13 protein-coding genes and 1 tRNA gene are annotated in these 13630 nt (G+C 55.9%); 8 read left to right on the plus strand and 6 right to left on the minus strand.

All coding sequences use genetic code 11. From position 1 onward, the window contains the following. Positions 1-393 precede the first annotated feature (393 nt). From AC19YY_RS10970 to AC19YY_RS10990, 5 genes are all read left to right on the plus strand, one after another. Positions 394-1167 carry an ABC transporter ATP-binding protein gene (locus AC19YY_RS10970; RefSeq protein ID WP_057437115.1) on the plus strand — a complete coding sequence of 258 codons (774 nt, stop codon included), beginning with the start codon at positions 394-396 and terminating at the stop codon, positions 1165-1167. 13 nt (positions 1168-1180) lie between these two features. Continuing rightward, positions 1181-1933: an ABC transporter substrate-binding protein gene (locus AC19YY_RS10975; RefSeq protein WP_057437113.1), complete on the plus strand. Its 753-nt coding sequence runs from the start codon at positions 1181-1183 to the stop codon at positions 1931-1933. 74 nt (positions 1934-2007) lie between these two features. Next, the gene (locus AC19YY_RS10980; protein WP_076961640.1) at positions 2008-2703 is read left to right on the plus strand and encodes an ABC transporter permease; all 696 of its coding nucleotides are present in this window, start codon (positions 2008-2010) and stop codon (positions 2701-2703) included. A 38-nt stretch (positions 2704-2741) separates the two neighbouring features. Further along, positions 2742-3431 (plus strand): ABC transporter permease, encoded by a 690-nt coding sequence (locus tag AC19YY_RS10985; protein WP_029295855.1) that lies wholly within the window; start codon positions 2742-2744, stop codon positions 3429-3431. Next, the gene (locus tag AC19YY_RS10990) at positions 3412-4680 is read left to right on the plus strand and encodes a methyltransferase (RefSeq protein WP_500604166.1); all 1269 of its coding nucleotides are present in this window, start codon (positions 3412-3414) and stop codon (positions 4678-4680) included. The genes AC19YY_RS10985 and AC19YY_RS10990 overlap by 20 nt, the downstream gene beginning before the upstream one ends. A 185-nt stretch (positions 4681-4865) precedes the next feature. Here the strand turns inward: AC19YY_RS10990 and bcsQ are convergent, their stop codons facing one another. Beyond that, positions 4866-5771 (minus strand): cellulose biosynthesis protein BcsQ, encoded by a 906-nt coding sequence (gene bcsQ / locus AC19YY_RS10995; protein WP_500604167.1) that lies wholly within the window; start codon positions 5769-5771, stop codon positions 4866-4868. A 140-nt stretch (positions 5772-5911) separates the two neighbouring features. Beyond that, on the minus strand, positions 5912-6760 hold the full coding sequence (locus AC19YY_RS11000) for an SDR family NAD(P)-dependent oxidoreductase (protein WP_500604168.1): 849 nt from the start codon (positions 6758-6760) through the stop codon (positions 5912-5914). Positions 6761-7002: 242 nt separating this feature from the next. On the opposite strand from AC19YY_RS11000, the gene AC19YY_RS11005 reads away from it, so the two are divergent. From AC19YY_RS11005 to AC19YY_RS11015, 3 genes are all read left to right on the plus strand, one after another. Continuing rightward, positions 7003-7078, plus strand: a tRNA-Thr gene (locus tag AC19YY_RS11005). A 172-nt stretch (positions 7079-7250) separates the two neighbouring features. Beyond that, on the plus strand, positions 7251-8573 hold the full coding sequence (locus AC19YY_RS11010; protein WP_500604169.1) for a tyrosine-type recombinase/integrase: 1323 nt from the start codon (positions 7251-7253) through the stop codon (positions 8571-8573). Positions 8574-9485: 912 nt separating this feature from the next. Next, complete coding sequence (locus tag AC19YY_RS11015) at positions 9486-10466, plus strand: integrase domain-containing protein (protein WP_500604170.1); 981 nt, start codon at positions 9486-9488, stop codon at positions 10464-10466. A 379-nt stretch (positions 10467-10845) separates the two neighbouring features. Here the strand turns inward: AC19YY_RS11015 and AC19YY_RS11020 are convergent, their stop codons facing one another. The 4 genes from AC19YY_RS11020 to AC19YY_RS11035 form a co-directional block, all read right to left on the minus strand. Further along, positions 10846-11484, minus strand: coding sequence for an SLATT domain-containing protein (locus AC19YY_RS11020; RefSeq protein ID WP_153004087.1), 639 nt, complete (start codon positions 11482-11484; stop codon positions 10846-10848). Then, positions 11405-12286: an SMODS domain-containing nucleotidyltransferase gene (locus tag AC19YY_RS11025; protein WP_465822174.1), complete on the minus strand. Its 882-nt coding sequence runs from the start codon at positions 12284-12286 to the stop codon at positions 11405-11407. The genes AC19YY_RS11020 and AC19YY_RS11025 overlap by 80 nt, the downstream gene beginning before the upstream one ends. Positions 12287-12374: 88 nt before the next feature. Further along, positions 12375-12926, minus strand: a complete 552-nt coding sequence (locus AC19YY_RS11030) for a hypothetical protein (protein ID WP_058823368.1) — start codon at positions 12924-12926, stop codon at positions 12375-12377. A gap of 90 nt (positions 12927-13016) precedes the next feature. Further along, entirely contained in the window at positions 13017-13625 is a 609-nt protein-coding gene (locus AC19YY_RS11035) for an SLATT domain-containing protein (protein ID WP_058823369.1), read from the minus strand. Positions 13626-13630 lie beyond the last annotated feature (5 nt).

A 13630-nucleotide genomic window follows, 5' to 3' on the forward strand; every position in this document is an offset into this window, starting at 1 on the left:
GCAAGCCATTGAGATTACTGGCAATCCGCCACAGCGTTACCGCTCGACTCACTTCAAGAACGAATGAGCGCACCAAAAACACACACAAAAAGTAAGTGACGCCCAATTAAAGGGCCGATAGGCACCGTTTACCCGTTTAACCCTTCCAACACCCGGCCAAAGCTGGCACCATCGCGCCCTTTTTTACGCGACTGCCACGGGTTTATCGGTTAAAACGGCTGTTCGGTTGTTGATGGCGCGACACGCTACTGTGCCGATGCGACAACCTGTCACACACCGTCTGTTTAACGCCCGTGGCGCTGTTGGCTGTCATCCGGACGCTATGCTAGCTTGGCGCCACGCCAGGAAGGCGACCCAACAGCAGGAACGCAATGAACACAATGAGGACCGCACATGGCTTTGGCCGCGCCCGCGCTTGAAATCCGCAACTTGCATAAACGCTATGGTGAGCTGGAGGTGCTTAAAGGCATCTCGCTGACCGCTCGCGACGGCGATGTGATCTCGATCCTGGGTTCGTCCGGTTCCGGCAAGTCCACCTTCCTGCGCTGCATCAACCTGCTGGAAAACCCGCACCAGGGCCAGATCCTGGTGGCCGGCGAAGAGCTCAAGCTCAAGGCCGCGAAAAACGGCGAGCTGATGGCCGCCGACGGCAAGCAGATCAATCGCCTGCGCAGCGAAATCGGTTTTGTCTTCCAGAACTTCAACCTCTGGCCGCACATGAGCATCCTCGACAACATCATCGAGGCCCCACGCCGCGTGCTCGGCCAGAGCAAGGCCGAAGCCATCGAAGTGGCCGAGGCGCTGCTGGCCAAGGTCGGCATTGGCGACAAGCGCCACGCCTACCCGGCGCAATTGTCTGGCGGCCAGCAGCAACGCGCCGCCATCGCCCGCACCCTGGCGATGCAGCCTAAAGTCATTCTGTTCGATGAGCCCACTTCGGCACTTGACCCGGAAATGGTTCAGGAAGTACTTAATGTGATCCGCGCGCTGGCCGAAGAAGGCCGCACCATGCTGCTGGTCACCCACGAAATGGGCTTTGCCCGCCAAGTGTCCAGCGAAGTGGTGTTCCTCCACCAGGGTCTGGTCGAAGAGCAAGGATCGCCACAGCAGGTGTTTGACAACCCGCTTTCGGCGCGCTGCAAACAATTCATGTCCAGCAACCGCTAACGGAGCAACATGCATGCAGAACTATAAAAAATTCCTCCTGGCCGCCGCCGTTTCCATGGCGTTCAGCGCCACGGCCATGGCCGAGACTTTGAAAATGGGGATCGAGGCGGCCTACCCGCCCTTCAACAATAAAGACGCCAGTGGCAACGTTGTCGGCTTCGACAAAGACATCGGCGACGCCCTGTGCGCCAAGATGAAAGTCGAGAAGTGCGAAGTGTATGTCTCGGACTGGGACGGCATCATCCCGGCCCTGAACGCCAAGAAGTTCGACTTCCTGGTGTCGTCGCTGTCGATCACCGACGAGCGCAAGCAAGCCGTTGACTTCACCGACCCGTACTACTCCAACAAGCTGCAATTCATCGCGGCCAAGTCCATCAAGGACTTCAAGACCGACGCCGACTACCTCAAGGGCAAGATCATCGGTGCCCAGCGTGCGACATTGGCCGGTACCTACCTGGAAGACAAACTGCCAGACACCACCGCCAAGCTCTATGACACCCAGGAAAACGCCTACCTCGACCTGACGTCCGGCCGCCTGGACGGGATGCTCGCCGACAAGTACGTGCAATACGAGTGGCTCAAGAGCAAAGACGGTTCGGCCTACGAGTTCAAGGGCGATCCGGTTGTAGAAAGCGACAAGATCGGCATCGCCGTGCGTAAAGGCGACCCGCTGCGCGAGCGCCTGAACAAAGCCCTGGCGGAAATCAAGGCCGACGGCACCTACAAGAAGATCAACGACAAGTACTTCCCTTTCAGCATCGAATGATCCTGATTGGCCAGACCGGCGCGCTCCGTTGAGCGCGCCGGTTTTTCGCAAGCCTTGCGCGATATGAAAAAACCATGAATTTCGATCTCTACGGATTCGGCCCCGCACTCGCTGCCGGCGCGCTGATGACCGTCAAACTGGCACTCACGGCGTTATGCCTGGGGCTGGTGCTCGGCCTGGCCGGCGCCTTGGCCAAGACTTCCCCGTACAAGTTCCTGCAATGGCTTGGCGGCGCTTACTCGACCATTGTCCGGGGCATTCCCGAACTGCTGTGGGTGCTGCTGATTTATTTCGGCACGGTCAATATGATGCGGGCCCTCGGGGAGTTTTTCGGTAACCCCGACCTGTCGCTCAGCGCCTTCGCTGCCGGCGTGATTGCCCTGGGCCTGTGCTTTGGCGCCTATGCCACCGAAGTGTTCCGTGGCGCGATCCTGGCGATCCCCAAGGGCCACCGTGAAGCGGGCATTGCCCTGGGCCTGTCGAAGCTGCGTATCTTCACCCGGTTGATCATGCCGCAGATGTGGCGCATCGCCCTGCCGGGCCTGGGCAACCTGTTCATGATCCTGATGAAGGACACCGCACTGGTCTCGGTGATCGGCCTGGAAGAAATCATGCGCCACGCGCAAATCGGCGTGACCGTCACCAAGCAGCCGTTCACCTTCTTCATGGTCGCAGCCTTCATGTACCTGGGCCTTACCGTCCTGGCCATGGCCGGCATGTACTTCCTGGAAAAACGCGCCGCTCGCGGCTTTGCGAGGAGCACGCAATGAACGGCGACTATAGCTGGCTGGCGCATTTCGACCTGGGCCTGAACTGGGCCGTGATCATCAAGTGGCTGCCACGACTGGCCCAGGGCGCGACCTTGACCCTGGAACTGGTGGCCATCGCGGTGATCGCCGGGCTGCTGCTGGCGATCCCCCTGGGCATCGCCCGTTCTTCACGCCTGTGGTACGTGCGCACCCTGCCTTACTGCTACATCTTCTTCTTCCGTGGCACGCCGCTGCTGGTGCAGCTGTTTTTGGTCTACTACGGCCTGGCGCAGTTCGACGCCGTGCGCGAAAGCGCCCTGTGGCCCTACCTGCGGGACCCATTCTGGTGCGCCACCGTCACCATGACCCTGCACACCGCCGCCTACATCGCCGAGATCCTGCGCGGCGCGATCCAGGCTATCCCACCCGGGGAAATCGAAGCGGCGCGGGCGCTGGGCATGTCCAAGCCCAAGGCGCTGTTCTACATCATCCTGCCGCGCGCCGCGCGCATCGGCCTGCCGGCCTACAGCAACGAAGTGATCCTGATGCTCAAGGCCAGCGCCCTGGCCAGTACCGTGACCTTGCTGGAGTTGACCGGCATGGCCCGCACCATCATTGCCCGCACCTACCTGCCGGTGGAGATCTTCTTTGCCGCCGGCATGTTCTACCTGCTGATGGCCTATGTGCTGGTGCGCGGCTTCAAGCTGCTGGAACGCTGGTTGCGGGTCGATGCCTGCCAAGGACGCTGACAGCGGGTTGACGGGCGAGCGACTGCTAACCCGTTTTCTCGCACTGGATGCGTTCCTCACCGAACATCAAGGGCTGTGGCGACCACGGCCCTTCACCCATCTGCAATTGCCTTGGGAAGCCCAGCATCCAGCGCTGGCCCAATGGCTGCGCCAGCGCTCGCTGGCAGAGGCCGAAAGCAGTCACAACCTGCCCACCGAACTACAAGCCCCGGCGCCGTTTCCCCAATGGGCGCAGCTGGCGGCGCGTCTCAGTGCTGTGGATAAGTTACCGTCGAGCGCGCTGCATGCGCCGTCGTCGCGCCTGAATGTGGATGTACCGGGGCGCAAATGGCAGCAGATCGAGGCGTTTGGCGCCGCCTTGCAGTTTGCCGAGCACCCCACCCATTGGCTCGATTGGTGCGCCGGCAAAGGCCACCTTGGCCGGCGGCTGCTGCAACCGGGGCAAAGCCTGACCTGCCTGGAGTACGATCCGGCGCTGATCGGCGCAGGCCAAATCCTCAGCGACCATCATCAAATGCCCGCCCGCCACCTCCAGCAAGATGTGATGGCTGAAAGCGCTGTGCAGCAACTCACCGATAAACACACCCCAGTGGCCCTGCATGCCTGTGGCGATCTGCACGTACGCCTGCTGCAATTGGCCAGCGCCGCCGGCTGCCAGCACCTGGCCGTGGCGCCCTGCTGTTACAACCGCATCAGTAGCGAGCAGTACCAGGCGCTGTCGGCCCCGGCTCGTGCTTCGGCGCTGCGTTTGTCGCGCGAAGACCTCGGCCTGCCCCTGAGCGAAACCGTCACCGCAGGCCTGCGGGTGCGCCTGCAACGCGACACCTCCATGGCCCGGCGCCTGGGTTTCGATCAGTTGCAGCGGCAACTGCGCGGGTGTGACGAGTACCTGCCCACGCCTTCGTTGCCCAGCGAATGGCTGCACCGGCCCTTCGCTGATTACTGCCAACACCTGGCGGCGCTCAAGGGTTTATCCACAGGGCAGCAGGATTGGGCAACCCTGGAACAGCACGGCTGGCAACGCCTGGCCCATGTACGAAACCTGGAACTGGTACGTGGCCTATTTCGCCGCCCGCTGGAATTGTGGCTGGTGCTGGATCGGGCATTGTTCCTGCAAGAAAACGGCTACAAGGCTCTAGTCGGTCGCTTCTGCGAATCGTGCCTGACACCGCGCAACCTGATGGTGCTCGCCGAGCGCGATCAAAGGGCAGCAAGCCCTGTGGATAACTCTGTTGATGAAATTCTGTAGGACGCCGTAAAAGCGGGCGCCATAGGCCAAAATCCTGACTGATCATTTTTTGTTCATAAAATAAAACGCACGAAAAACAGGCAGTTGCAGCGTAATGAGAACAACTCCACAAAATGACTGTTTCAACACCTGTCCGACCAACAGATTGTGCATAAGCATCTGCGGTTAACCGTATAAGGCGTGGGTCAGGGCACGTTTGGCGGGCTATCCAGCAACTGGCACAGCCCATGGATATCGTCACAGGCCAGGCTCACCGCCTCGTTATCCAGGGGGTCCTCGCCAAAGGCCAGCGCCTCGCTGATCTGCGGGTCGCGATGGATCACCTCCAGGCCATCCTCCCCGAGGCGCTGCTTGAATATGTCCAGCATATCCAGGCTGAAGGCACTGCCCTCATCCAACTGGTTGACGAACACATGGCAACGCGGTGCCGACGGGCGCGCAAGGTACGGCGCCAGCAACCGCTGCATCTGCTCGAGCGCACCCAGTGACGCCGCGTCTGCCAGGGCAACCACCACCACCCTGTCGGCGACGTGCAATGCCTGGTGCAGGTAGACGTTATTGCCGGCGGGGGTGTCGATGATGACCGTGGCCTGCTCACTCAAGCCCAGGCGCGACAAGTGCTGCGCCAGCCACTGCGGATCCTGCTTGAGCCAGCGTTGCAGGTCTTCCTGCTGTTGCAGGTCGGTCTCGCCAAAGACCACTACCCGACAGCCACAAAAGCCGGGTTGGGCGATCGGCCCCCAGGGTTGCTTGCACAGGCTGGCACGCCCGATTCCCAGGGTGTCGTGGGGCAGGCCAAAGTGCAGGTGCAGGGCGTTTTGTGGGTCCAGTTCCAGCACCGTCACTGCGCGCCCCAGGCGTTGCAAACCACTGCCCAATGCCGTCGCCAGGGTGCTGCGCCCTACGCCGCCATTGCCCGACACCAACGCCACAACCTGCGCGCGACAGGCCGGCATGGCGGTTGGTTGGGGTTGCTCAATGGAGGAAGGCGCATCGTCGATGGGGGTATCTTCGAAGAACTGCAGCGTCGACGTCACCGGGTGATCATGACTGGCAAGATTCTTGGCAAAACGTTCGTCGGCATGGCTCACAGACCACCCTCCTTTGTCACGGCACCTCTTTTAGGACATGGGTGCACTTGTTGTTCAAGCAGTGTGTGACAGGAGTAGGTGAGTGTCATTATTTTGGTATTTTTTAGCGCAGCAATTTCGACGAGCGGTTAAAAGTCAATTTAATGACAATCCTTTATCCGCTCCCACTGCTGCGCAACCTGCTCGGCACTGGAGGCCCCGACCCGCGCCAGGTCAACGGGATAATCCACCCCCGGATTCTCGACAAACCGCGTCGCGGTAAATTGACCATTGCTGGCGCGCAGAACATAGCCGGTGTCCTGGCAGCGCTCCGACGCCAGAAACACCACCCCCGGCGCTACCCACTCTGGCTTGAGATTGCCCGGCTCACCCTCAACGCCCCACATGCGCGTCTTGGCCACCGGCGACACCGCATTCACCAGAATCCCGGCGTTTGCGCCTTCCATACTCAAGGCATTCATGATGCCCAACTGCGCCATCTTCCCCGCCGCATAGGCCACCAGCCCGGGCTGGGCATATTGCTGGTACATCGCCCGATCAGAAGACGTCAGCACCACCCGCGCAGCGGTGGATTGCTTGAGGTGTTTCCAGGCATGTTTGCACAGCCATATGGGCGTATAGAGATTGATATCCAGCGCACGCCCGATAAACGCCGCGTCCGCCTCCTCAATGGATTGATAACCCACCCAGCCGGCGTTATGAATCAGGATGTCGAGCTGCCCAAACGCCGCGATGGCCGTCTCGACCAATTGCCGACAGCCTTGCTCGCTGGACAAATCCCCCTGATGAGCAACCGCGCTCAAACCCTCGGCCTCAAGGCGGCGTGCCGCGTCGAGGGCGATGGAGGCATCGCTTCCCGAACCGAGGTTATCGGCGCCGATATCACTGATCACCACATTGGCCCCGCGCCGGGCCAACGCTTGTGCGTAGACAAACCCCAAGCCACGGCCTGCGCCGGTGATAACGGCGGTTTTTCCTGCGAAGTTCATTGGCTTTTCCTCATTGAGTGCCCCCTCAACTTAGCAATGAACAACGGCGTTGTTTAATACTGATCAAGGGGCGGTTTGATACCTTCTGCGTATCAAGCCTCAGGCCTCGCCATCGGCCCTCATCACCCTTTGTGAAACCGCTGGAGCGTGCGACTGCCAGCGAAAAAACCACGCACTGAAAAATAGTCAGAATTCAGGGGTTTACAGAACCTTTCCAATCGCTATAATCGTCGCCCTAACACGCCGGTATAGCTCAGTTGGTAGAGCAACTGACTTGTAATCAGTAGGTCCCGGGTTCGACTCCTGGTGCCGGCACCATACAAGGTTCCAGAGAAGGCTTTCAAAATCTCTGAAACCCCCGAAAAACCCGCCTTCTGGCGGGTTTTTTCGTTTTGGGGTTCCATCGGTTTCCGTCAGAAACTGGTGGATTCCAACCGTTTTAAGGGTAGAGTTTGGGATACAGGTCACTTCGATAAAAGGGAGTACCCTTATGTCGCGCACCACAGCTCCGCTCTCCGACGCAGCTTGCCGCTTGGCAAAACCTACAGTCCGCGCCTACAAGCTTTTCGACGGCGATGGCCTCTATCTTCTAGTCCAACCCAATGGCCGCAAAGGCTGGCGGCTCCGTTACGTCAAACCTGACGGACGCGAAGGACTGACCTCGTTCGGTAACTACCCCGTCATTGGCCTCGCCGATGCGCGCCGCAAGCGCTTGGAAGTCAAGCGAATGCTGGCAGATGGCGTTGATCCCATAGAGACCAAGCACCAAGCCAAGGCGGAAGCCGTGATCAAAGGCAGAACCTTTGAAAGCGTTGCGCTGGACTGGCACACGGAAATGTCGGCCAAGTGGGCACCAGGCCACTCCAAGACAGTGATGAGCCGCCTCAAAACCCACGTATTCCCGCTGATCGGCGCACGCGCCATTGTTGATCTCGACACCCATGACCTTATGCAGCCCTTGGAAGCGATCAAGAAGCGCGGAACGATCGACGTTGCTTTAAGGGTACAAAACTACCTGCAGAGCATCATGCGCGAGGCAAAGCGCCTCCGGCTTATCACCATAAACCCTGCTTACGACCTCGAAGGCTCGATCAAGGCCCCGCGGGTGGTGCATCGCCCCGCTCTACCCTTATCGCGACTGCCGGAACTGCAGGAGCGGATCGACACCTATAAAGGCCGGGCACTTACCCGTCTGACGGTGATGCTGTCGCTGCATGTGTTTGTACGATCCAGCGAGCTGCGTTTCGCACGCTGGAGCGAGTTCGACCTCAAGCGCGGCACCTGGGAGATACCGGACACTCGCCCCGCGCTGGAAGGAGTACCCTTTTCCACAAGGGGTACGAAGATGGCAGGGGATATCCATTTAGTACCCTTATCGCCGCAAGCAGTGGCGCTACTCGAAAAAATCCATGCACTCACAGGCAAATTCGCACTGGTCTTCGCAGGGGATGCCAAACCCTGGAAACCCATGTCCGAAAATACCGTGAACAACGCGCTTCGGACGATGGGATACGACACCAAAACCGATATCTGCGGGCATGGATTTCGTTCGATGGCCTGTAGCGCACTGATCGAGTCAGGATTGTGGTCGGAGACAGCCATTGAACGGCAGATGAGCCACAAGGAGCGCAACAACGTCCGCGCCGCTTACATCCACAAGGCCGAGTTCATCGAGGAGCGCAGGCTGATCATGAACTGGTGGAGCCGGTACCTGGAGGCCAACCGGCAGGAGCATGTCACTCCACACGAATTCGCGAACCAGACCGGACCGAACGTCACTCGCTTAAAAGCAAAACGTGGCGCAACTGAGTAAGCGCTCGGTCTTTATATCTCAGTGATCCGCTTGTCCACGCGGGTCCATCCAAACAGGGCGGCAAAGCCGCCCTGTTTGGATGGACCTCACTTAAAAAATCTAAAGCCCATACAGCTGTCTGTGGAAAACCACTGATTTCCACCGGTGGATAATTTCATCCACAGCCGCAGAACTCCCGAAAATTGGAGTCTTGACCCGAATTATCCACAGGCGTAGAAAAGATCGGGCAAAGCGCTGTCGCCGACAGCAACCCAGGTAGCCAGAACCTTTAAGGCTACGCCACACGGTGGTGGTTCTCCCAAAGTGCGATTAGCGTCCGGCGGCTCGCACGGTCACTGCGATGTGATGGATGCCTACTTTTTCCAGTGTGCCCACTGCGGCAACTCATCCCCTTTCATAGCTGCCCTGCAGCAACCTATCCGCTTGGCCATTCCCGTGCGCCAACCTGCGCCCGTCTCTTTCTCCCGGAAAGAGACGGGCGCTCCTACCGCTGCTGCAGCCCACCTCGTACAAGGCTTTGCGGCATTCCCCCTCGTGACAATTGGCGTGACAAACACCGAAGTCACCAGCAACAGCGATGCAGATGATGGTGCCGCAGCCCACGGAATGGACTGCACCTGACTGACAGTCAGGCATGCCCCCGGTCATCGCATCACTGCCTTCACCCGACTCAGGATCTCGCGGCGCCGGTCTCGTCAGCCAGTGCAACCTCCACCCGCCCACTTCTTCGGAAGTGCTCAGGAGGTCAGATCATGAGATGCCCAAGCTCCCGGTCGTAAGGAGCCGCAAGTCCCGCGTTAGTGGACAACCCCCACAGGTCGCAGGGACCTTGATCCCTGATAACACTCAACATCCTTGGCGGGATGACGTGGGGATTGGCTTTAAAGGTTTGGCTTCGAGAGGAGTTTGATCATGGCACTGGTGGGCAGGCGAGATGGACGCAATTTTGGCTATGGGCGACAACTGAGTTATGCCGGGCCGCAGGCGCTGAAAGATCTATTTGGCGGCGGGCATTACGGCACGGTCAAGGCGCACAGTGATCGGTGGCTGGCGTTTGTGCGCTGGTGTCGCTCGGAGGATGGGCCGAGGGTTAACGATGCGCGGCAAATTGATCGGAAGACCTTGTTGGACTATGCCGAACATCTGCGCCAGCAAGTTGAACAAGGTGAACTCGCCATCGCCACTGCGCAAAACCGATTGTCCAGCGTCAACCGGACCCTGGCAGCGCTTCGAGGTGATCAGCATGTGAAAGTGCCGAGTCCGAGCAAGGCGCTAGGAATGCGGCGCACCAGTGTTCGTCGTTCGGTGCCGCAAGGCCAAGACCGTGAACATGTGAAGAGGGTCGTAGAGGTGCTTTGCGCACACCAGCAGCCGCGTGCCGCGGCCATCGCTCAGTTAGCGCGAGCCACCGGCATGCGCTTACGTGAGGCCATTTTGGCCGACCTTCCGCGCCTGAAGCGTGAGGCCGAACAGTACGGCAAGATCAACATTCAGGACGGCACCAAAGGTGGTCGATCAGGCGCATCAGCCCCTCGCTGGATAACAGTGAGCGATCACATTCGTGATGCACTCATCTTCGCCCTTCAAGCCTCGCCTGACGGAAGCTGCAACCTGTTAGCCCCTACCGATCGCTACCGGAACTTCATACGCGACTCCATTCGCCCTGCTCGGGCAATACTCCATTCGCACGGACTAAGCGGCTTTCACGAGCTGAGGGCCGCGTATGCGTGCGAACGCTATGAGCAAATGACCCATCATCCCGCGCCCATTTACGGTGGGAACTGCTACCAGCTTGACCCACACCTCGATAAAGAGGCCAGAGAACAAATCAGCCACGAACTGGGACACGGACGTATAGACGTGGTTTCTGCTTACATAGGGGGCCGAGTATGAGCAAGGAATTCGATATGGAATTATTCCTAACGGGTATTCTGACAGGCTCTCATACCACGCGCCGGCGCCACCTTAGACAAGCTAACGCTATTCAAGAAGCGATCTCGGATCGATGGCACCGGGATAATCCTTGGACCTGGCAGCGAAAGCACCTTGCGTGGTTTCTAAGCTGCCACGTGGACCGGCACGCCAAACCGACGAACTATTACTACCGCCTTACAGTAAACCTGATCACTCTTCGCTTAGGAAAACCGTGGCAGTTCAACCACCCGTCGAAGAGTTAGCACAACCTTGGCATCGCAATGAATAACAACTGAGCTAGGCTTCCTGCACCCTGTCTGAACCATGCTGGGAGGCAAGATATGCTGCGCATCCATTGTTAGCCCTTCTTAAGTTCCTTCGGAAGAAATGCATCAATCTCCGCATCGGAAAACGTCATGTCTTCGAGTTTCTTCAACGCTTCTTGCGCCTTCTTATATGCTTGATATGTTGTACTTGGAGCACCTGAGTAAACTGCATGTAATTGCTCCAACAGGCTATCTCTCACCTTTTGTAGAGTTTCGATGGGTTTCTCGCCCATTCGTAAATCCGTGATGAGAGAAAGATATCTTTCTCTGATAATCCAGAGATCAGCGCCTGCCTGTCGATGCTTTTGAGCGAGCTCTCCTAAGTCGTAATTCTTTGTGTAGGCGTTCAATATAAGCAGTATTGTAGACACAACGATTCCAACAAGCGCTGCATTCTCACCGCCACCCAAAGCCGCCGCGACAAAGCCTCCGGTTGTTACAGCCGATAGGATGATCTGCCACAGCTTGATGTTGGAAAGCCTACCCAAGAGGATGTCTGCACACTTCTCATGCGTTTTATGAGAGTACACAACACGTCCATAGCACTCGCGTAATTGTCCCTCTAGGACGGCTCTTGAGTCTAGAGAGTCATTAGTCTGGGAATGAGGTTCCAAATATTTCTCTCCATTTTTGCTTTGCTGACCACTCACGCTTTGGACTAGCAACTTCATGTTCTATTGCCTCGCGTGCAAGATTGTAGCACCTGGTGGCTTTCCATTGAAATAATCCTTTGCCGTAAACGTGCTGCCCGCTTCCGGGAGCTTTCCAATACTCCTTTTGACTATCTTGATTTGACATAAAGTAAAAAAAGTCGCGACACATAAAATCGTAATACAAGTATGATTTATCTTTATGCTGCCACGTATCAATAAACTGATAAGCGAGCGTATCAACGAGCAAGCCACTAATCGGTACGTCCCACTTTTGTTTCCATGCCCGCATCATTCGACAAAGTAGGACCAGATTTCCGTTGCAGGCTGCATTTCTCGTTCTTATTGCAGAAATCTCTGGCTTTGGATTCGTAACCCGCCAACATCCCCCACCGTTCGCGTCGGGGTAGGTGTAGCTGTCATCATCGTTGATGAACGCGGGTAATACTTCGAATGTTATTCCATCAGTAAAAGGGATAAGTATGACTTGGCCATCGCCTCTGATACTTGTAGTTGAATATGTTTTTTCGATGGACTTTTTGACCGCTTGGAGCAGAGAGGATTGACCGTTGCCATTATAGTTGTTGTACTGCTGATAAATTGAATATGGAAGTTGAAAAAGTACATCCAGATCGCTGATGCCCTGGATCGCAGTGTTTCGCCCATACGACCCCAAATAAAGTCCGTGAGCAACATCGGACGTAGTATTCCAGAATTCAGTGTTTAGACGGCGAGTAATGGCCTTATAACGACTAGGAATAGTTCCTGCATCCTGCGTTCTAATATTGTAGCAAAACGTACTAAACCACTCTGCCAATGCCATAATAAAGCTCCTTTATTAACCTTTCAGAGCAGCGTATTTTTTTGGACCACCCACAAAATAAATTCCAGCTTACATTCTTCACCTTCAACTAATTACTCTTGATATGTCGAGCTAGATTGAAGGCCATGGTGACGTAGGACATTGCATCTTCCTCGCTTAAATTCAGCTCTTCCGCATGAGCTGCCTTATTGCGGAGCTTTTGAAGCTTTTTGTATATACTTAGCTGCTTATCATCGATTACTTTGCACTGATGTAAGTATTCTCCCAAATTGGGTAGATTACGCATTGTCTCGTTAGGCGACTGACTCCAAAATGAACTTGCAACCTCTACTGCCGCTGTTTCAACATCAATCCACGCCTCCATAATTGCCGCACGCGTAGACAGGGACACCAAGTCCAATGCTTTGGAGGTGGTAGCGGATAGATCCTCTTTTTGTGGCGAATCAAGAACAGGTGATGCTTCAGTCTTTAAGGCAAGTACCTCTTGTGAAAACTCAAGCTCAAGCTCTTTATACTTAAGCTTTCTCATTAGCGGGACAAGCCCCACTAATGGTTTCCGCAATAGACATGCCAAAATAATTGTTGCAGCGGGCCAAGCTAAAGCCTTGATGAGCTCTGATGTAAAGGTAAGTCCGTCCATATTCTCTCGAGATCTAAGTCAGTTTTTATCACTGAAAATAACGCCTGCACTCGCATAACCAGCAGAAAGCACGATAGATATTTAAGTTGCCTACGCACCAAGTTTCAGACGAAGCAAAAGCAGATTTGATCTAAATATCACAACCAATAAAATCACTATTACCACCATACACCAAAACATAAATGACAGTGGTATTTTATCCCTCAACAACCGAAAATGCTTTTTCTCATCCACCCAATCTATCTGATATTGCCAGAAGAATTTGTAATGAGCATACCAGTCACTAAACAAAATCTGTTTGCTAATGGCGGCATTATAATATTCGTCTTTCAACACTGAAAGCCTTTCGCGGTAAGGCATAAGAGGTTCATCCGCTAGCCCTTCAACTTCTCTGTACAAGTCTCTTAAAGACTCATATATACGAGTCAGCTTTACCGCCGTGATTTCATAATCTTTTTTCTTGTGATCATAGAATGAAATGTATAAGCCAATAACACCTAATACTAGCAGTGACGCTGAAGGGATTTTTGTCCCTAACTCATCCCAAACCAATGCAAAGATACCAATAGCCATCGAGAAAAAGCTGATAAGTCCTGGAACCTTGTCTACTATGTCGAATGTTGCCCAATGCTTTCTTCCACCGAAACCAACATTATACCCGGTGTCGGCGACTATTTTTAATAGAGCATCCTTATTCATATTTG

This window comes from Pseudomonas sp. MF09156, from assembly GCF_059862305.1.

Excerpts from the sequence above, each read along its gene's own strand:
- AC19YY_RS10970 (WP_057437115.1), top strand. The coding sequence starts at position 394 with ATGGCTTTGGCCGCGCCCGCGCTTGAAATCCGCAACTTGCATAAACGC.
- AC19YY_RS10975 (WP_057437113.1), top strand. The coding sequence starts at position 1,181 with ATGCAGAACTATAAAAAATTCCTCCTGGCCGCCGCCGTTTCCATGGCG.
- AC19YY_RS10980 (WP_076961640.1), top strand. The coding sequence starts at position 2,008 with ATGAATTTCGATCTCTACGGATTCGGCCCCGCACTCGCTGCCGGCGCG.
- AC19YY_RS10990 (WP_500604166.1), top strand. The coding sequence starts at position 3,412 with ATGCCTGCCAAGGACGCTGACAGCGGGTTGACGGGCGAGCGACTGCTA.
- AC19YY_RS11000 (WP_500604168.1), bottom strand. The coding sequence starts at position 6,760 with ATGAACTTCGCAGGAAAAACCGCCGTTATCACCGGCGCAGGCCGTGGC.
- AC19YY_RS11010 (WP_500604169.1), top strand. The coding sequence starts at position 7,251 with ATGTCGCGCACCACAGCTCCGCTCTCCGACGCAGCTTGCCGCTTGGCA.
- AC19YY_RS11015 (WP_500604170.1), top strand. The coding sequence starts at position 9,486 with ATGGCACTGGTGGGCAGGCGAGATGGACGCAATTTTGGCTATGGGCGA.
- AC19YY_RS11020 (WP_153004087.1), bottom strand. The coding sequence starts at position 11,484 with ATGAAGTTGCTAGTCCAAAGCGTGAGTGGTCAGCAAAGCAAAAATGGA.
- AC19YY_RS11025 (WP_465822174.1), bottom strand. The coding sequence starts at position 12,286 with ATGGCATTGGCAGAGTGGTTTAGTACGTTTTGCTACAATATTAGAACG.
- AC19YY_RS11030 (WP_058823368.1), bottom strand. The coding sequence starts at position 12,926 with ATGGACGGACTTACCTTTACATCAGAGCTCATCAAGGCTTTAGCTTGG.
- AC19YY_RS11035 (WP_058823369.1), bottom strand. The coding sequence starts at position 13,625 with ATGAATAAGGATGCTCTATTAAAAATAGTCGCCGACACCGGGTATAAT.